The organism is Bacillus sp. NEAU-242-2 (assembly GCF_027853835.1).
GTDB lineage: Bacteria > Bacillota > Bacilli > Bacillales > Bacillaceae > Bacillus > Bacillus velezensis.
The window spans coordinates 214,311-232,709 of the sequence record NZ_JAPNNY010000004.1 but is presented as its reverse complement, the minus strand read 5'-3'; the positions used below and the strand labels follow the sequence as shown (position 1 = coordinate 232,709).

The 18,399-nt window shown below is 45.9% G+C and carries 22 protein-coding genes; 21 read left to right on the top strand and 1 reads right to left on the bottom strand.

The features are described from left to right. Positions 1 to 34 precede the first annotated feature (34 nt). The 4 genes from OWN49_RS14515 to fni all read left to right on the top strand — a co-directional run bounded on the left by OWN49_RS14515 (position 35) and on the right by fni (position 3,405). Positions 35 to 211 carry a YpfB family protein gene (locus tag OWN49_RS14515; RefSeq protein WP_003153420.1) on the top strand — a complete coding sequence of 59 codons (177 nt, stop codon included), beginning with the start codon at positions 35 to 37 and terminating at the stop codon, positions 209 to 211. A gap of 78 nt (positions 212 to 289) precedes the next feature. Further along, positions 290 to 964 (top strand): (d)CMP kinase, encoded by a 675-nt coding sequence (cmk, locus tag OWN49_RS14510; RefSeq protein WP_014305316.1) that lies wholly within the window; start codon positions 290 to 292, stop codon positions 962 to 964. A gap of 228 nt (positions 965 to 1,192) precedes the next feature. Then, complete coding sequence (rpsA, locus tag OWN49_RS14505) at positions 1,193 to 2,341, top strand: 30S ribosomal protein S1 (RefSeq protein ID WP_003153426.1); 1,149 nt, start codon at positions 1,193 to 1,195, stop codon at positions 2,339 to 2,341. Positions 2,342 to 2,355: 14 nt separating this feature from the next. Then, positions 2,356 to 3,405 carry a type 2 isopentenyl-diphosphate Delta-isomerase gene (fni, locus tag OWN49_RS14500; RefSeq protein ID WP_015388064.1) on the top strand — a complete coding sequence of 350 codons (1,050 nt, stop codon included), beginning with the start codon at positions 2,356 to 2,358 and terminating at the stop codon, positions 3,403 to 3,405. A gap of 34 nt (positions 3,406 to 3,439) precedes the next feature. Here fni and OWN49_RS14495 read toward each other — a convergent pair whose 3' ends face one another. Next, the gene (locus tag OWN49_RS14495) at positions 3,440 to 3,571 is read right to left on the bottom strand and encodes a YpzI family protein (protein ID WP_003153429.1); all 132 of its coding nucleotides are present in this window, start codon (positions 3,569 to 3,571) and stop codon (positions 3,440 to 3,442) included. 76 nt (positions 3,572 to 3,647) lie between these two features. Here OWN49_RS14495 and OWN49_RS14490 point away from each other — a divergent pair, with 76 nt between their 5' ends. The 17 genes from OWN49_RS14490 (at position 3,648) to aroH (ending at position 18,257) form a co-directional block, all read left to right on the top strand. Then, entirely contained in the window at positions 3,648 to 4,250 is a 603-nt protein-coding gene (locus OWN49_RS14490) for a YphA family membrane protein (RefSeq protein ID WP_017418044.1), read from the top strand. A gap of 192 nt (positions 4,251 to 4,442) precedes the next feature. After that, on the top strand, positions 4,443 to 5,753 hold the full coding sequence (gene der / locus OWN49_RS14485; RefSeq protein WP_003153433.1) for a ribosome biogenesis GTPase Der: 1,311 nt from the start codon (positions 4,443 to 4,445) through the stop codon (positions 5,751 to 5,753). A 17-nt stretch (positions 5,754 to 5,770) separates the two neighbouring features. Further along, a complete protein-coding gene (locus OWN49_RS14480; RefSeq protein WP_003153434.1) occupies positions 5,771 to 6,808 on the top strand; it encodes an NAD(P)H-dependent glycerol-3-phosphate dehydrogenase in 1,038 nt (345 codons plus the stop codon). 318 nt (positions 6,809 to 7,126) lie between these two features. After that, complete coding sequence (locus tag OWN49_RS14475) at positions 7,127 to 7,330, top strand: DUF2768 domain-containing protein (RefSeq protein WP_003153435.1); 204 nt, start codon at positions 7,127 to 7,129, stop codon at positions 7,328 to 7,330. A 19-nt stretch (positions 7,331 to 7,349) separates the two neighbouring features. Further along, positions 7,350 to 8,084: a hypothetical protein gene (locus OWN49_RS14470; protein WP_077722529.1), complete on the top strand. Its 735-nt coding sequence runs from the start codon at positions 7,350 to 7,352 to the stop codon at positions 8,082 to 8,084. A gap of 185 nt (positions 8,085 to 8,269) precedes the next feature. Further along, positions 8,270 to 9,748, top strand: a complete 1,479-nt coding sequence (gene spoIVA / locus OWN49_RS14465; protein ID WP_003153438.1) for a stage IV sporulation protein A — start codon at positions 8,270 to 8,272, stop codon at positions 9,746 to 9,748. A 374-nt stretch (positions 9,749 to 10,122) separates the two neighbouring features. After that, entirely contained in the window at positions 10,123 to 10,401 is a 279-nt protein-coding gene (hbs, locus tag OWN49_RS14460; RefSeq protein WP_003153447.1) for a non-specific DNA-binding protein Hbs, read from the top strand. 186 nt (positions 10,402 to 10,587) lie between these two features. After that, positions 10,588 to 11,160, top strand: a complete 573-nt coding sequence (folE, locus tag OWN49_RS14455; RefSeq protein ID WP_003153448.1) for a GTP cyclohydrolase I FolE — start codon at positions 10,588 to 10,590, stop codon at positions 11,158 to 11,160. 20 nt (positions 11,161 to 11,180) lie between these two features. Then, positions 11,181 to 11,408 carry a trp RNA-binding attenuation protein MtrB gene (mtrB, locus tag OWN49_RS14450; protein WP_003153449.1) on the top strand — a complete coding sequence of 76 codons (228 nt, stop codon included), beginning with the start codon at positions 11,181 to 11,183 and terminating at the stop codon, positions 11,406 to 11,408. 156 nt (positions 11,409 to 11,564) lie between these two features. Then, positions 11,565 to 12,320 (top strand): heptaprenyl diphosphate synthase component 1, encoded by a 756-nt coding sequence (gene hepS, locus OWN49_RS14445; RefSeq protein WP_007409455.1) that lies wholly within the window; start codon positions 11,565 to 11,567, stop codon positions 12,318 to 12,320. A gap of 5 nt (positions 12,321 to 12,325) precedes the next feature. Next, positions 12,326 to 13,027: a demethylmenaquinone methyltransferase gene (gene menG / locus OWN49_RS14440; protein WP_003153453.1), complete on the top strand. Its 702-nt coding sequence runs from the start codon at positions 12,326 to 12,328 to the stop codon at positions 13,025 to 13,027. 28 nt (positions 13,028 to 13,055) lie between these two features. Further along, positions 13,056 to 14,018 (top strand): heptaprenyl diphosphate synthase component II, encoded by a 963-nt coding sequence (gene hepT / locus OWN49_RS14435; RefSeq protein WP_003153454.1) that lies wholly within the window; start codon positions 13,056 to 13,058, stop codon positions 14,016 to 14,018. 120 nt (positions 14,019 to 14,138) lie between these two features. Further along, positions 14,139 to 14,585: a nucleoside-diphosphate kinase gene (gene ndk / locus OWN49_RS14430; RefSeq protein ID WP_003153455.1), complete on the top strand. Its 447-nt coding sequence runs from the start codon at positions 14,139 to 14,141 to the stop codon at positions 14,583 to 14,585. 189 nt (positions 14,586 to 14,774) lie between these two features. Further along, the gene (locus OWN49_RS14425) at positions 14,775 to 15,545 is read left to right on the top strand and encodes a protein-glutamate O-methyltransferase (protein WP_025852698.1); all 771 of its coding nucleotides are present in this window, start codon (positions 14,775 to 14,777) and stop codon (positions 15,543 to 15,545) included. Between the two features lie 71 nt (positions 15,546 to 15,616). Then, complete coding sequence (gene aroC, locus OWN49_RS14420; RefSeq protein WP_176283405.1) at positions 15,617 to 16,789, top strand: chorismate synthase; 1,173 nt, start codon at positions 15,617 to 15,619, stop codon at positions 16,787 to 16,789. Further along, positions 16,789 to 17,877, top strand: coding sequence for a 3-dehydroquinate synthase (gene aroB, locus OWN49_RS14415; RefSeq protein WP_176283404.1), 1,089 nt, complete (start codon positions 16,789 to 16,791; stop codon positions 17,875 to 17,877). The genes aroC and aroB overlap by 1 nt, the downstream gene beginning before the upstream one ends. Continuing rightward, entirely contained in the window at positions 17,874 to 18,257 is a 384-nt protein-coding gene (aroH, locus tag OWN49_RS14410; protein ID WP_070082038.1) for a chorismate mutase, read from the top strand. Before aroB ends, aroH begins: the two co-directional genes overlap by 4 nt. The last annotated feature ends 142 nt before the right edge of the window (positions 18,258 to 18,399 follow it).

Below are 18,399 nucleotides of genomic sequence, written 5' to 3'. Positions count from 1 at the left end.
TTTTCCATACTAATCCTAATGGAGGTGCGCGTGTATGAAAACGTTTGAACGTCTGCTGGTCAAATTGGTCTGCATTCAGCTTATCATTTTGGGCGCGGTGCAGTTTTTGCTTCATTATCAGCCTATTGAACCTTATATTTCGAAAGCCGTGAAATATGAGGGAGTTGATAAAATGGAGAAAAAAGAATGGATTGAAACGGTAAAGCGGTAAATCTGCTCAATTTTTTCGCCCCTTTTCCGGCAGTTCATGATACAATCCATAGAGGAGTAAAGAGCAAGGAGAGAGATTATGGACAAGAAATTATCAATTGCGATCGACGGGCCGGCCGCTGCCGGAAAAAGCACCGTTGCTAAAATAGTGGCTGAGAAAAAATCATATGTGTACATTGATACAGGGGCGATGTATCGTGCCATTACATATACGGCGCTCAAGCAGAATGCCGATTTAACCGATGAAGCCGCGCTTACAGAGCTTTTGAAGCGTACGGAAATTGAGCTTGTATCCGCTCCGGAAGGACAAATCGTTCTCGTAAACGGAGAAGATGTGACAGAAGAAATCCGAAAAGACGAAGTCAGCAACCAAGTATCCATCGCCGCCAAGCATAAAGGCGTCAGAGAAGAAATGGTTAAAAGACAGCAGCAGCTCGGACAAAAAGGCGGTGTCGTCATGGACGGCCGTGATATCGGTACTCACGTGCTGCCTGATGCCGAAGTGAAAATTTTTCTGCTCGCGTCCGTAGAGGAAAGAGCGAAGCGCCGATATGAAGAGAATAAGAAAAAAGGCTATGACGTGAATTACGAGACGCTCATTGAAGAAATTGCCAGACGCGACAAACTCGATTCAGAGAGGGAAGTTTCCCCGCTGCGCAAAGCGGAAGACGCGATTGAAATCGATACGACGTCACTCAGCATTGCCGAAGTCGCAGGAAAAATTCTGGAGATCGTCGAACAGAAATCACGTTAACTTCGGGCGGAGCGCTTTTTAATTTTTTTTCAAAAGACAAGATGTTATTGCTTGACAAACCAGTCCTTTTATTAGAAGTTAATACTAATAAAACTTTTTATTGATCATTCAAAATCTTTTTTGGATGATTCTTTAATACATATTCGGCTGAAAAGCGGACATTCACATGTTCAACTTTCAAACCGTATTAATTAAGCTGTGTAGGTTTGGACCAAGGAGGTTATTCAAATGACAGAGGAAATGAATCAAATTGATGTTCAAGTGCCAGAGGTTGGAGATGTAGTAAAAGGGATTGTGACAAAGGTAGAGGACAAGCATGTAGATGTCGAAATTGTCAATGTCAAACAGTCCGGAATCATTCCAATCAGTGAATTATCAAGTCTTCATGTAGAGAAAGCATCGGATGTCGTAAAAGTTGACGACGAGCTTGACCTGAAAGTAACAAAAGTGGAAGACGATGCTTTGATTTTATCTAAACGTGCCGTTGATGCTGACCGCGCTTGGGAAGACCTTGAAAAAAAATTCGACACAAAAGAAGTGTTTGAAGCTGAAGTGAAAGATGTGGTGAAAGGCGGTCTCGTCGTTGATATCGGCGTTCGCGGCTTCATTCCCGCATCACTTGTCGAAGCTCATTTCGTCGAGGATTTCACTGACTATAAAGGGAAAACCCTCTCTCTTATCGTCGTTGAACTCGACCGTGATAAAAACCGGGTGATTCTGTCACACCGGGCTGTAGTGGAAAAAGAACAGACAGCCAAAAAGCATGATTTTCTCCAAACGCTTGAGGTTGGAAGCGTGCTTGAAGGAAAAGTGCAGCGTCTGACTGATTTCGGCGCATTTGTCGACATCGGCGGAATTGACGGGCTTGTTCATATTTCGCAGCTGTCTCATTCACACGTCGAAAAACCGTCTGACGTGGTGGAGGAAGGTCAGGACGTAAAAGTGAAAGTACTGTCCGTAGACCGCGATAATGAGCGTATTTCTTTATCTATTAAAGAAACGCTGCCGGGACCTTGGAGCCAGATCGGCGAAAAGGTAAAACAGGGAGATGTGCTTGAAGGAAAAGTGCAGCGCCTTGTAAGCTTCGGCGCCTTCGTTGAAATTCTTCCGGGCGTGGAAGGACTTGTGCACATTTCGCAAATTTCCAATAAACATATCGGAACGCCGCATGAAGTGCTTGAAGAAGGACAGACTGTTAAAGTGAAAGTGCTTGACGTGAACGAAAGCGAAGAGCGCATTTCCTTAAGCATGCGTGAGCTTGAAGAAGCGCCGAAAGCCGATCAGGAGGACTTCCGTCAATACCAGGCGAAAGAAGAGCCGAGCACCGGCTTCCAGCTTGGCGATTTAATCGGAGACAAGCTTAATAAATTAAAATAAATTGGTGATAAAACGTGACACGAGCAGAACGAAAAAGAGAACATATAAATCATGCGCTGTCTACCGGTCAAAACCGGGAAACGGGGCTTGATGATATTACGTTTGTTCATGTCAGCCTACCGAACCTAGCATTGGAAAAAGTGGATATATCAACGAAAATCGGCGGACTCACAAGCAGTTCGCCGATTTTTATCAATGCGATGACAGGCGGCGGCGGACAGCTTACATACGAAATTAACAGATCGCTGGCAAGAGCCGCGCGCAAAGCCGGCATGCCGCTGGCTGTCGGTTCGCAAATGTCGGCTTTAAAAGATCCCTCCGAACGGTATTCTTACGAGATCGTCAGAAAAGAGAATCCGGACGGGCTGATATTTGCCAATTTAGGCAGCGAGGCGGATGCCGAGCAGGCGAAAAGGGCAATTGATATGATTCAAGCAGATGCCCTCCAGATTCATTTAAATGTGATTCAGGAGATCGTCATGCCAGAGGGAGACAGAAGCTTTACCGGCGCTCTCGGCCGTATTGAGCGGATTGCGGCGGAAGCGGGAGTTCCCGTTTTTGTCAAAGAAGTCGGCTTCGGAATGAGCAGGGAATCGGCACGGCAGTTATTTGATGCCGGCGCGGCAGCAGTTGATGCCGGCGGATACGGCGGTACAAATTTCTCTAAGATTGAAAATATGCGCAGAGAGAAGGCGCTTCAATTTTTTAATACATGGGGAATTTCCACTGCCGCAAGCTTAGCGGAAATCCACTCGCTCTCCGCTGATCAATCAATTATCGCATCCGGCGGGCTGCAAAGTGCCCTGGATGTCGCCAAATCGATTGCCCTCGGCGCTTCTGGCGCGGGAATGGCAGGCACTTTCCTGAAAGCTCTCACCTCCAAAGGAGAAGAGGGGCTGTTTGACGAGATGACGGCGCTTTTACAAGAGCTGAAAATGATTATGACCGCCCTCGGATGCCAATCGGTTGCCCAATTGCAAAAGGCGCCTTTGGTCATAAAAGGTGACACACATCACTGGCTTTCTGAACGGGGAATTGACACATCCCGTTTCAGCAGACGTTAAAAGGCATGCGAACTCGCATGCCTTTTTCTGTTTTTTACGATTTTCTTTTTCGGAATTCACCGTTTTGTTCAAGGCTTGTCGCTCCTTTATGGTGAATCGAATCATCGCGATCAGATTCCACCCGGCGGGAGGCTTTCAGTTTTTTCTCCTGTCTGTCTTTTCCCATCCTTATCCGCTCCTTTCAGGCATAATTGGTTTAAAAAATGCGTTCCCGCTCCATACTGGTCAGAGGAGGAGCGATTATGGAACCGTTTTATTATTACTGGTCAATGTGGTTTTTATGGATACTTGCGACTTTTATTTTTGCCAAAACAAAAAGCCGGTTTTACGTATCAGTCTTTATTTTGACTAATATGATGGCAAGCATACATCAGATAACGGCTTATTTTACGCTGAACGCGGCATATGTCATGTTTTTTGCTGCGGCATTTGTATATGCGGGAAGCCTCGGCATGCATAAACGGCTCCGTCATATTGTGATTCATCTGACGGCGTCTGCGGCATACGGCTTTATTTTTCTTTTTGCATTATATGACCCTGTTTGGTTTATCATAAAACCTGAATGGGCGGCGGTTATACTGCTTACCGTTATTACGCTTTCTGTTGAGGGGCGGTTCCCTGAGAGGCTTTGTCTTTTTGTTCTCGGCATGTGCCAGGGGGAGTTATTGTATGCTGCGGTCATCCGCAACATTGCGGGTGCAGCAGCCGTCGGTGATTATAAATGGCTTTCAGGCTGTTCGGCGGGAGTGATTCTTCTCGTCGGGCTGACTACATATGAACAGCTTGCGGCGCGCATCAGCCAAAAAAGCAAAAAGCAGGGCAAAGGAGCGACAAAAATGTCTTGAAAACAGACGGAGACTGTTACATGAATGCGAAACATTTTGAAGAATACATTGTGATCTCAGTGAAAACTGATATAATAAATGAGTTAAGCCCTTCTGTTTGAAGGGTTCTTTTCATAGCGAAGATGATTTTTAATAACCGGTTGAACAATTTTTTGTGAAAATGTAAGCGGCTGGATTGAAAGGAAGGGTACTATGGGTAAACCTGTCGTAGCCATTGTCGGAAGACCGAATGTGGGAAAATCCACAATCTTTAACCGGATTGCGGGTGAAAGAATTTCAATAGTAGAAGATACCCCCGGAGTGACGCGGGACCGGATATACAGTTCGGCGGAATGGCTGAATTATGATTTTAACCTGATTGATACGGGCGGAATTGATATCGGAGACGAACCGTTTCTGACACAGATCCGCCAGCAGGCTGAAATCGCCATGGACGAGGCTGATGTGATCATCTTTATGGTGAACGGCCGCGAAGGTGTGACGTCTGCGGATGAAGAAGTGGCAAAAATACTGTACCGGACGAAAAAACCGGTCGTATTAGCCGTTAATAAATTAGATAATACCGAAATGAGAGCGAACATCTATGACTTTTATGCGCTCGGCTTTGGAGAACCGTATCCGATTTCGGGTACACACGGTTTAGGATTGGGAGATTTGCTCGATGCTTGTGCCGAGCATTTTAAAAACATTCCGGAGACGAAGTACAGTGATGATGTCGTTCAATTCTGCCTGATCGGCCGCCCGAATGTCGGAAAATCATCCCTTGTCAATGCGATGCTCGGCGAAGAGCGGGTTATCGTGAGCAACGTAGCCGGAACGACTAGAGACGCTGTGGATACGGCGTTCACTTACAATCAGCAGGAATTTGTAATCGTTGACACGGCGGGAATGAGAAAAAAGGGTAAAGTATATGAAACAACAGAAAAATACAGTGTGCTGCGGGCGTTAAAAGCCATTGACCGCTCAGACGTCGTCGGCGTTGTGCTGAATGCAGAAGAAGGCATCCTTGAGCAGGACAAGCGGATCGCCGGATACGCCCATGAAGCCGGGAAAGCCGTCGTCATTATCGTAAACAAATGGGATGCCGTTGATAAGGACGAGCGCACGATGAAAGAATTTGAACAGAATATTCGGGAGCATTTCCAATTTCTCGATTATGCGCCGGTGCTGTTTATGTCGGCACTGACGACAAAGCGGATTCATACACTCATGCCTGCGATTATTAAAGCGAGTGAAAACCACTCTCTCCGCGTGCAGACAAATGTCTTAAATGATGTCATCATGGATGCGGTCGCCATGAATCCGACTCCGACGCACAACGGCTCCCGTCTGAAAATTTATTATGCGACTCAAGTCGCTGTTAAGCCGCCGAGCTTCGTTGTTTTTGTCAACGATCCGGAACTGATGCATTTTTCTTATGAACGCTTTTTAGAAAACCGAATCCGGGACGCTTTCGGATTTGAAGGTACGCCAATTAAAATATTTGCAAGAGCAAGAAAATAAAAAGGTGTGATACAGAGATGAAAAAAGTGGCAATGCTTGGAGCGGGAAGCTGGGGCACTGCACTTTCTTTAGTGCTGGCTGATAACGGACATCAAGTTATGATGTGGGGACACCGTGCCGAATTGATCGATCAAATCAACGAACTGCATGAAAACAAAGATTACCTGCCGGGTGTGGAGCTATCAAGTTCTATCATCGGGACAGCCGATTTAAGCGAGGCTTTAAAAGGAGCTGACTTCATCATTGTGGCAGTTCCGACAAAAGCCATTCGGGAAGTGCTGAAAAAGGCTCTGCCGTACATCCCGAAACAATCGATTTTTGTTCATGTCAGCAAGGGAATTGAGCCGGATTCGCTTCTCCGCATTTCAGAATTAATGGAAGAGGAGCTGCCTGAGGAGTACAGAAAAGACATCGTCGTGCTTTCAGGGCCGAGCCACGCTGAGGAAGTCGGATTAAGACACCCGACGACTGTTACATCATCTTCAAAAAATATCAAGGCTGCAGAAGCGGTTCAGGATTTATTCATGAACCAGCATTTCCGCGTCTATACAAATCCGGATATGATCGGTGTTGAAATAGGGGGAGCGTTAAAGAATATCATCGCTCTTGCAGCGGGGATTACAGATGGATTGGGATACGGAGATAATGCAAAAGCGGCCTTAATCACCCGAGGTCTTGCTGAAATCGCCAGACTCGGCACAAAGATGGGCGGAAATCCGCTCACCTTTTCCGGCCTGACCGGCGTAGGCGATTTAATCGTGACGTGTACAAGCGTTCATTCCCGAAACTGGCGCGCCGGCAACCTGCTCGGCAAAGGATACAAGCTGGAAGCTGTCCTGGATAAGATGGGCATGGTTGTTGAAGGCGTGCGGACGACGAAAGCTGCGTATCAGCTGTCTCAAAAATATCAGGTGAAAATGCCGATCACAGAAGCGCTTCACCAAGTATTATTTAACGGGCAGAAGGTAGAAACGGCCGTAGAATCCTTAATGGCCAGAGTGAAAACCCATGAGATGGAAGACTTGGTCAACACATTCGAAAACCGGGTGAAGTGACAATAACATGCCGTCAGCATATTCTGAAGTGACGAAAGTCCAAAACGCAGAACTCTCCGGCTGAAATCGCTTAAAACATTTGCTGATTTAGGCAGAAGAGGATGCAGACGTACGCATCTAAGCATACTATAGCATCGAAGTCCAAGAGAGTGTATCTCAGACGTACAGGTGAATATAGTCAACTTGACTGAAGCAAAGTCCCCCTCTTTGCTTCAGTTTTTTTGTTTTTTCAATAGATGGAAAACCTGTTGATCTTTTCAACATTTGTATATTAAAATGAAATATAACGCTTACAATGATGGGACGGGGGGCACGAACGTGAGTGTGGCATTGATGAAAATGTGGTTTGCGCTTGGTGCTATGGGATTAATGTTTGTTGCGGTCGCCTCTATTTATGTCAGCAGGTACAAAGTGAAAAACAAACTGATAAAAGCAGCGGTTTCTTCACTCGCTTATGCCTGCATGGTCATCTCGGGATTGATCGTGTTAATGGTCGTTTTCAGCGGGCCTGTCAATGAATAAAGCAAAAAGGGGGCGCGGAATGCATAAGTTAAAAATGGCCGTCATAACGGCAATGGCGGTGCTTCTGCTGTCCGGCTGTCTGTACCCTGAAGCGAAAAAAACTGAAAATAAAGTATCCTACAAACATCAGCTTCAGCAGGTGCAAGCGGCAGTGGATGAATTTAAAAAGGCGAACGGCGGACTTCTGCCGATTCAGACAAAAGATATGAAAACACCGCTCTATCAAAAATATCCGATAGATTTTAAGCGGCTCGCGCCCAGATACATAGAGGAGCCGCCGGCCTCAGCTTATGAAAGCGGAGGAATGTACCAATACGTGCTTGTCGATGTGGAAAATAAGCCGACCGTCAAGCTGGTCGATCTCCAAATGGCGGAAGCAATCCGCGACATGAAGCTGCGTGTCAAAATGTATCAGGAAAAGCATACATATCCTCCCTATGAGGACGCCGTTTCAAAAGGGCTGTTCACTTTAAATGAAAAAAAGCTCGGCATGAAAGACTCTCCTTCGGTCAAAAGTCCGGTTTCAGGCACGTCTCTGCCGCTTTTAATCGGCGCTGACGGAGAAATCTATGCCGACTATCGCGTCGATCTCGCCCGCTGCCTGAAGGAAACCAAAAAGAAAATCAAACCGGGGGCGGAAATTCAGGATATTTTATGGAAAGAGACTCCTTTCGTCCCGGCCTTTTCAGTCACATACACCGTAAATGAAAAACAGGAACCCGTTTTTTTAGAAAGTCAAACGAAACAGGAATGAACCTTTTTCCCGCGCATACAAATAGGGAGAAAGGTTTTTTTGATTTTGATAGAAAAGACTGCCTGAAAATTTTCTAAAGATGTCATATTGAAATAGGACAACGTCATACACATATAGTGTCCTGTATTTGATTGGAGAATGGTGAATGAAAAATGATAAGGATAGGAAGTCCGGGAGGGGATCACTTGGAAAAGGTCGATATTTTCAAGGATATCGCTGAACGAACAGGAGGCGATATATACTTAGGAGTCGTTGGCGCTGTCCGTACAGGGAAATCTACATTCATTAAAAAATTTATGGAGCTTGTGGTGCTCCCGAATATCAGCAATGAGGCCGACCGAGCGCGGGCGCAGGATGAGCTTCCGCAAAGCGCAGCAGGAAAAACGATAATGACCACAGAACCAAAATTTGTCCCGAATCAAGCCATGTCCGTTCATGTCGCGGAAGGGCTTGATGTCAACATCCGTCTTGTGGATTGTGTAGGATATACGGTTCCCGGGGCGAAGGGATATGAGGATGAAAACGGCCCGAGAATGATCAATACACCTTGGTACGAAGAACCGATTCCCTTTCATGAGGCTGCGGAAATCGGTACGAGAAAAGTCATCCAGGAACACTCCACAATCGGGGTCGTCATTACGACAGACGGCTCAATCGGCGATATTGCGCGGGGCGATTACGTGGAAGCGGAAGAAAGAGTCATCGACGAGCTGAAGGAAGTCGGCAAGCCGTTTATTATGGTCATCAACTCGGTAAAACCATACCACCCGGAAACAGAAGCGCTCAGAGCTGAATTAAGCGCGAAATATGATATTCCTGTCCTCGCCATGAGTGTTGAAAGCATGCGGGAAACAGATGTGTTAAGCGTCCTCAGAGAAGCGCTTTACGAGTTCCCTGTGCTGGAAGTCAATGTCAACCTTCCGAGCTGGGTCATGGTGCTGAAAGAAAATCATTGGCTCAGAGAGAGCTACCAGGAATCAGTGAAAGAAACCGTAAAAGATATTAAACGCCTGCGCGATGTCGACCGGGTTGTCGGCCACTTCAGTGAATTTGAATTTATTGAAAGCGCCGGATTGGCCGGAATCGAACTTGGCCAGGGTGTGGCAGAAATTGATTTGTATGCGCCGGATCATTTATATGACCAGATTTTAAAAGAAGTGGTCGGCGTTGAAATCCGCGGGAAAGACCACCTGCTTGAATTAATGCAGGACTTCGCCCACGCGAAAAAAGAATATGATCAGGTATCAGATGCGCTGAAAATGGTGAAACAGACCGGCTACGGCATTGCCGCCCCGGCCTTAACCGATATGAGCCTGGATGAACCGGAAATCATCAGGCAGGGATCAAGGTTCGGAGTAAGGCTGAAAGCGGTCGCTCCGTCCATTCATATGATCAAAGTGGATGTGGAAAGTGAATTCGCACCGATCATCGGGACAGAAAAACAAAGTGAAGAGCTTGTCCGCTACTTAATGCAGGACTTTGAAGATGATCCGCTTTCTATCTGGAATTCCGATATTTTCGGCAGATCATTGAGCTCTATCGTAAGAGAAGGAATCTCCGCAAAACTGTCACTCATGCCGGAAAATGCGAGATACAAACTGAAAGAAACGCTTGAGAGAATTATTAACGAAGGCTCAGGCGGCCTGATCGCCATTATTTTGTAAGCTGAAGGACCTCTTCCTGAAACGGGGGGTCTTTTTTTATTCTTTTTAGATACTGGAAATCAATCAAGGATTAGGAGGAAAAAAGCAAAAAAAGGAATATTTGTTCGGTAAAACACGTGAAAACCTTGACGAGCAAGGGATTGAGGCTTTAAAATGCTTGATATGGCTTTTTATATGTGTTACTCTACATACAGAAAATCTTCACTTTGTTGGACAAACATTCCTCAAAGTGTCTGTTTTCTTATGAAAAGCCGTTTACTTGTCTGTTCTTCCCTGCTTTGATTTTTTATCAGACAGGTTTAGAATCAGGCTGAACTGTGAAGAAATGATAATAAACTGCTGATTTGATACCCTTTTGGGAGGAGGTGAAAGGCATGAACAAGACAGAACTAATCAATGCGGTTGCTGAAGCAAGCGAATTGTCTAAAAAAGACGCTACAAAAGCAGTTGATTCTGTTTTTGATACGATTTTAGATGCACTTAAAAACGGTGATAAAATCCAACTGATCGGTTTCGGTAACTTTGAGGTGCGCGAGCGTTCTGCACGTAAAGGACGTAACCCGCAAACAGGTGAAGAAATCGAAATCCCTGCAAGCAAAGTACCTGCTTTCAAACCAGGTAAAGCTCTTAAAGACGCTGTTGCAGGAAAATAATTGTGAATATAGATCGTGTATGCATCTGATACATACACTTTGTTTCTTCACAGAAAAGCCCCTTGATAAAGGGGCTTTTCATATTTAAGCAGCCCCGGTCACCGGGCAGGACTTTCGTTTTGCTTTTGGCGCGGCAAATGTGCTAGAATCGAAATTAAATGTATTCAATGGTGGAGGACACAGACAATGAAAGAAGTTAATAAAGAACAGATTGAACAGGCGGTTCGCCAGATTTTAGAGGCGATTGGAGAAGATCCGGACCGGGAAGGGCTTTTAGATACGCCGAAACGCGTGGCAAAAATGTACGCGGAAGTATTCTCGGGATTAAATGAAGACCCGAAAGAACACTTTAAAACCGTTTTCGGAGAAGACCATGAGGAGCTTGTTCTTGTAAAAGATATCGCGTTTCATTCCATGTGTGAACATCACCTTGTTCCTTTTTACGGAAAAGCGCATATTGCCTACATTCCGCGCGGCGGCAAAGTGACGGGCCTGAGTAAATTGGCGCGGGCGGTGGAAGCCGTCTCAAAACGCCCGCAGCTGCAGGAGCGCATTACTTCAACGATTGCAGAAAGCATCGTAGAGACCTTAGATCCCCACGGCGTCATGGTTGTCGTCGAAGCTGAGCATATGTGCATGACGATGAGGGGCGTAAGAAAGCCGGGCGCAAAAACAGTGACTTCCGCTGTAAGAGGTATTTTTAAAGATGACGCAGCGGCGCGTTCCGAAGTGTTAGAACATATTAAACGTGCGGATTAATAATGATAGAGGGTGCAGATATGAATTCAAAGCATTCAAGTGATTTTGTCGTCATTAAAGCGGTCGAGGACGGCGTGAACGTCATCGGTTTAACGAGAGGAACGGATACGAAATTTCACCATTCCGAAAAACTGGACAAAGGCGAAGTGATTATCGCTCAGTTTACTGAGCATACCTCTGCCATCAAAGTGAGAGGCAACGCCCTCATCCAGACCGCTTACGGAGAAATGAACAGCGAAAAAAAATAAGCCGGCTGTTTCCCGCTTTTGCCAAATGCCCGCAAACGGCGGGAGAATACAGCCAATTTCTTTTTTTTATGCTATAATGATACCTGCGTATAATAATGACGAGTAAATCTCATACATATTAGAATAAATGTGAATTTGGGGACAAGGGTGATATTTTTGCAAGACATCTACGGAACTTTAGCGAATCTAAATACGAAATTAAAACAAAAGCTGTCTCATCCTTATTTAGCGAAACATATTTCCGCGCCTAAAATCGATGAGGATAAGCTTCTTCTTTTTCACGCTTTGTTTGAAGAGGCGGACATTAAGAACAACGACAGAGAAAATTACATAGTAACTGCGATGCTTGTCCAAAGCGCCCTTGATACCCACGATGAAGTGACAACAGCCAGAGCGTTAAAGCGAGACGAAAATAAAAACCGGCAGCTCACCGTGCTTGCCGGCGACTATTTCAGCGGACTGTATTATTCGCTTTTATCTGAAATGAAGGATATCTATATGATTCGGACGCTCGCTACGGCAATTAAAGAAATCAATGAGCATAAAATCCGTCTGTACGATCGGTCTGTCAATGACTTGAATCAATTGATCGAAAGCATGGCGATTGTGGAAGCGGCCCTGTTTCACAGAGTGTCAGACCACTTTAATCTTCCGCGCTGGAAAGAGCTGGCGAGTGATTTTTTTGTATATAAGCGGCTGATGAACGGCAATGCTATATTTCTCGATGTCATCGGCAATATTGTAAAGTCAGGGAAATCAAAGGCTGACATAATGGAAGATAGCTTCCGAAAGGCAAAGCAAAGCATTGAAACGCTGCTGCCGCTCAATTCACCAATCCAAAACCTAATGCTGAACCGGCTTAAGGCGATCAGCCAGGACAAAACATATCATCAGAAAGTGGAAGAAGGGTAATCAACATGCAGGAGTCAAAAGAACAGCGCGTACACGGCGTGTTTGAAAAAATCTATAAAAATTATGACCAAATGAACTCTGTTATCAGTTTTCAGCAGCATAAAAAATGGCGCGATAAAACGATGCAGATCATGAATGTAAAAGAAGGCGCAAAAGCGCTTGATGTCTGCTGCGGAACGGCTGACTGGACGATTGCCCTCGCAGAAGCAGCCGGAAAAAGCGGTGAAATCAAAGGACTGGATTTCAGCAAAAATATGCTGAGCATCGGCGAGAAAAAAGTGAAAGAGGGCGGTTACAGCCAAATTGAACTTTTGCACGGAAATGCGATGGAGCTTCCTTTCGCTGATGATTCTTTTGATTTTGTCACCATCGGCTTCGGGCTGCGGAACGTTCCCGACTATCTGACCGTGCTGAAAGAAATGCGGCGGGTCGTCAAACCGGGCGGGCAGGTCGTATGTCTGGAAACATCCCAGCCGGAAATGTTCGGATTCAGACAGGCATATTTTCTTTATTTTAAATACATCATGCCTTTCTTCGGAAAAATGTTTGCGAAGAGCTATAAAGAATATTCTTGGCTTCAAGAATCGGCAAGAGAATTTCCCGGTATGAAAGAACTTGCGCGTCTGTTTGAAGAAGCGGGCCTGACGAATGTCAAATACCATTCGTTTACCGGCGGAGTGGCCGCTACGCATATCGGTTGGAAATGATGAATATACAGATGTTTGGGTGAATGATATGAAATTTAAAATGGCCTATTCTTTTTTAAATGACGATATTGATGTGATCGAAAGGGAGCTTGAGCAAACGGTGCGGTCAGACTATCCCTTGCTGAGTGAAGCCGGGCTCCATCTGCTCCAGGCGGGAGGCAAGCGGATCCGCCCTGTTTTCGTATTGCTTTCCGGCATGTTCGGCGACTATGACATTAATAAAATAAAATATGTTGCGGTGACGCTGGAAATGATTCATATGGCGTCCCTCGTGCATGACGACGTCATTGATGACGCCGAGCTGCGGAGGGGAAAGCCGACCATCAAAGCCAAGTGGGACAACCGTATCGCCATGTATACCGGTGATTATATGCTTGCGGGCTCACTTGAGATGATGACGAGATTGGATGAGCCGAAAGCCCACCGGATCCTGTCCAAAACCATCGTAGAAGTATGCCTCGGAGAAATTGAACAGATCAGAGATAAATACAATATGGAACAAAACCTCAGAACCTATTTGCGCCGCATCAAACGGAAAACGGCTCTTCTCATTGCCGTCAGCTGTCAGCTCGGCGCCATCGCTTCGGGAGCTGATGAGAAGATTCACAAAGCATTATATTGGTTCGGCTATTACGTGGGCATGTCCTATCAGATTATTGACGACATTCTTGATTTCACTTCAACGGAAGAGGAACTGGGAAAACCGGTCGGAGGGGATCTGCTGCAAGGAAATGTCACTCTGCCCGTTTTGTACGCGCTCCGTCAGCCTGAATTGAAAAATCAGCTGAAATTAATTAACAGTGAAACAACACAGGAGCAGCTCGCCCCCATTATTGAAAATATTAAACGCACAGACGCGATTGAAAAATCAATGGCTGTCAGTGACAGGTACTTAAAAAAAGCGTTTGAGAAACTGAATACACTGCCGAGAGGACGGGCGCGCTCATCATTGGCCGCCATCGCCAAATATATCGGCAAACGGAAATTTTAAATTCCTTTTACGAACAAGATGTGAACATTCTCCGCCCTGGATTGATTAATTGTCAGAAAGATGTTACGATTTCGGTGTGCAACTTGAAAGCCTATACATAATGATGGGGTGGAGAATCTTATGGAAAAAACTTTTATCATGGTAAAACCGGACGGCGTACAGCGCCAGCTGATCGGAGAGATTTTATCCAGATTTGAGCGTAAGGGCTTACAATTGGCAGGAGCCAAGCTAATGCAAGTTTCAGAACAGATGGCTGAAAACCATTATGCTGAACATAAAGGGAAGCCGTTTTTCGGCGAGCTTGTGGAATTCATTACATCAGGACCCGTATTTGCAATGGTATGGGAAGGGGAAAATGTAGTAGAGATCACAAGACAGCTGATCGGAAAAACGAACCCGAAAGATGCACTGCCGGGCACGATCCGCGGTGACTACGGCATGTTTGTCGGCAAAAATATCATTCACGGTTCAGACTCCTTAGAAAGCGCTGAGCGGGAAATTGACATTTTCTTCAAACAGGAAGAGCTTGTACCGTATCAAAAATTAATGGCCGACTGGGTGTACTAAGCCGTCAGCCTTTCTTTTTCTCTTGTTATGAAAAGGTTTACATATTTTAAGAAAGACAGAGGCTGCGCTGCCCTGTCTTTTCATTTCTCACAAATCAGCCTGCGGGCTGATTTTTTTATTGAAATCGTACAAATTAGAAAGAAAACAGGCTATACTAGGACAAAAGACAGCGAGATTGGGAGAGAAGCAATGGAGCCTTACGACATTTTTATCACCAAGTGGAAACAAATAACCGGTGTTGATTTATCTTTATACAAAGAAGCACAAATGAAAAGGCGGCTGACGTCCCTTTATGAAAAAAAGGGATTCAAAGATTTTCAGGAATTTGCCGCCGCTTTGGAGAAAGACAAGCTTTTATTAAATGAAACATTGGACAGAATGACGATCAATGTTTCTGAATTTTACCGAAATTATAAACGGTGGGAAGTTCTTGAAACCTCAATTCTTCCGTTAATAAAGCATAACAAACCGTTAAAAATATGGAGTGCGGCCTGTTCAACGGGGGAGGAACCCTATACCTTGGCCATGATTCTCAGTCAGCAGGCGGGTTTGGCCGGATTTGATATATTGGCGACAGATATTGATGAAAAGGCGCTTGGCAAAGCCAAGCGGGGCATCTATCAGGAACGCTCGCTGCAAGAGGTGCCGGCTTCCGTGAAAAGCCGTTATTTCACTAAGCAGGCTGACAACAGTTATCAAGTAAAACAAGAGATTCAAAAAAACATCCGGTTTAAGCGGCACAACCTGCTCGCCGACAGCTATGAACAGGATTTTGATCTGATCGTCTGCCGCAACGTCTTTATTTATTTTACTGAAAAAGCAAAAGAAGAACTGTATGTGAAAATGGCGGGCAGTCTGAAAAAGAACGGAATTCTGTTTGTCGGAAGCACAGAGCAGATTTTCAGCCCGGAAAAATTCGGCCTTGAGAGCACTGATACATTTTTTTATCAAAAAAGATAGAAGACATTTAATGAAAACTTGTGGTATAGTTTTACTTAAAAGCGTTAATGCGATGAAGGGAGAAGAAAGAAATGAGATACTTAACAGCCGGAGAATCACACGGTCCGCAGCTGACGACAATTATAGAAGGTGTGCCTGCGGGGCTTTATATAACTGAAGAAGATATTAATTTTGAGCTTGCCAGACGTCAAAAAGGGCACGGCCGCGGACGCCGTATGCAGATTGAAACGGACAGAGCGAAGATCACAAGCGGCGTGCGGCATGCCCGGACACTCGGTTCACCCATCGCGCTCGTTGTAGAAAATAAAGATTGGACTCACTGGACAAAAATCATGGGCGCCGCACCGATTACAGAAGAAGAAGAAAGTGAAATGAAACGCCAGATTTCAAGACCGAGACCGGGACACGCAGATTTGAACGGGGCTATTAAGTATAATCACCGCGATATGAGAAATGTGTTAGAACGATCTTCCGCGCGTGAGACAACGGTTCGCGTGGCTGCCGGAGCCGTCGCTAAAAAGATTTTAGTGGAGCTTGGCATTAAAGTCGCCGGACATGTCCTGCAAATCGGCAGCGTAAAAGCAGAGAAAACCGATTACACATCCATTGAGGATCTCAAACGGGTAACGGAAGAATCACCGGTCAGATGCTACGATGAAGAAGCAGGCCGTCAAATGATGGCAGCCATTGATGAAGCGAAGGCAAACGGTGACTCGATCGGCGGAATCGTTGAAGTGATCGTCGAAGGTATGCCGGTCGGTGTCGGAAGCTATGTCCACTATGACCGTAAGCTGGACAGCAAGCTCGCTGCTGCCGTTCTGTCGATTAACGCGTTTAAAGGCGTAGAGTTCGGCATCGGTTTTGAAGCGGCCGGCAAAAACGGCAGTGAAGTTCATGATGAAATCGTATGGGATGAAGAGAAAGGCTATACACGCGCCACAAACAGGCTCGGAGGATTAGAAGGCGGTATGACGACGGGAATGCCGATTGTCGTCCGCGGCGTTATGAAACCGATCCCTACTTTGTATAAGCCGCTGAAAAGCGTCGACATTGAAACGAAAGAACCGTTTACAGCGAGCATTGAACGTTCAGACAGCTGCGCGGTTCCGGCAGCAAGCGTAGTGGCTGAAGCAGCAGTGGCCTGGGAAATCGCAAATGCCGTCGTAGAACAATTCGGGCTTGACCAGATCGACCGCATTAAAGAAAATGTTGAAAACATGAAAAAACTATCGAGGGAATTCTGATGAAAGAGCTTGAGGTTCGGACAGCTTCCTCCGCATATCCCGTGTATATCGGTGAAGGCATAAGGAAACAGGCCGCTGCTCTTTTGTCTTCACTGAACAGGCCGCTGACAAAGATCCTTCTCGTCATCGATGCTGAAGTTGACCGGCTTTACGGCGATGAGATGTTCCGGCTTTTAAGCGAAACATGGCCCGTGAAAAAAGTAATCGTTCCAAGCGGAGAAGAAGCGAAGTCTCTAAAAGAGTATGAACGGATTCAAACGGAAGCGATCGCTTTCCATATGGACCGCTCCTCATGTATGATCGCCTTCGGAGGCGGCGTGACGGGTGATTTGACCGGCTTTTGCGCAGCAACATTTATGCGCGGAATTGATTTCATTCAAATGCCGACGACACTGCTTGCCCATGACAGTGCGGTCGGCGGCAAGGTGGCCGTCAACCATAAACTCGGAAAGAACTTAATCGGCGCGTTTTATCAGCCGAAAGCGGTGATTTACGATACGGAGCTTCTGAAAACCCTGCCAGAACAAGAGCTGAGATCGGGCATGGCTGAAGTGATCAAACACGCGTTTATCGCCGATCATGCTTTTTTAGAAAAGCTTCTCACGTTTGACACGTTGCAAGGACTGACAAGCGCTGAGCTGAATGAAATGATTTATAAAGGAATTTCAATCAAATCGGCCGTCGTGCGTGAGGACGAAAAGGAAGAGGGGATAAGAGCTTTTCTGAATTTCGGCCATACGCTCGGCCATGCAATTGAGGCGGAATACGGCTACGGCCGGATTACTCATGGAGATGCGGTCGCCCTCGGCATGCAGTTTGCCCTTTACGTGAGTGAACAGGTTGCGGGTTGCAAGATGAACAGGAAAGAACTCACACAATGGCTGATTGGGCTCGGCTACCCGGGAAGCATCAGACAAGATATTGAAACGCCGGTTCTTTCCGCCCGGATGATGAATGATAAAAAAACGCGCGGAGGCATGACACAGTTCATCGTGTTAAAAGAATTAGGCGAAGCGCGGGACTGCATGCTTTCAAAAGATGAGCTCGAAAATTTGCTGAACAAATGGCGAATGGAGGAAACAGCATGATGATACGCGGCATTCGCGGAGCAACAACGGTGGAACAAGACACCGAACAAGAAATTTTAGAAAAAACACAGCAGCTGCTTGAAAAAATCATTGAACAAAATGGATGCAAGCCGGAAGACGTTGTGCAGATCCTGTTATCCGCCACGCCTGATATCCATTCCGTATTTCCGGCAAAAGCGGTCCGCCGCCTTTCCGGGTGGCAGTACGTCCCGGTGACGTGCATGCAGGAAATGGATGTCACCGGCGCTCTGCAAAAGTGTATCCGTGTCCTGATGACGGTTCAGACGGATATGCCTCAGGATGAAATCAAGCATGTCTATTTAGAAAAAGCCGTTGTGTTAAGGCCGGATTTATCATTGACAAAAAATACTGACATGTAATACGATAAACAAAGCTTAGAAATACACAAGAGTGTGTATAGAGCTGGTAAGTAAGATATTGAACAGTTGAGTTTAGAATAGGGTAGCAGAGAATGAGTTTAGCTGAGCTGAGATAAACACGTTTTTATTCTGCCCAAAAGAA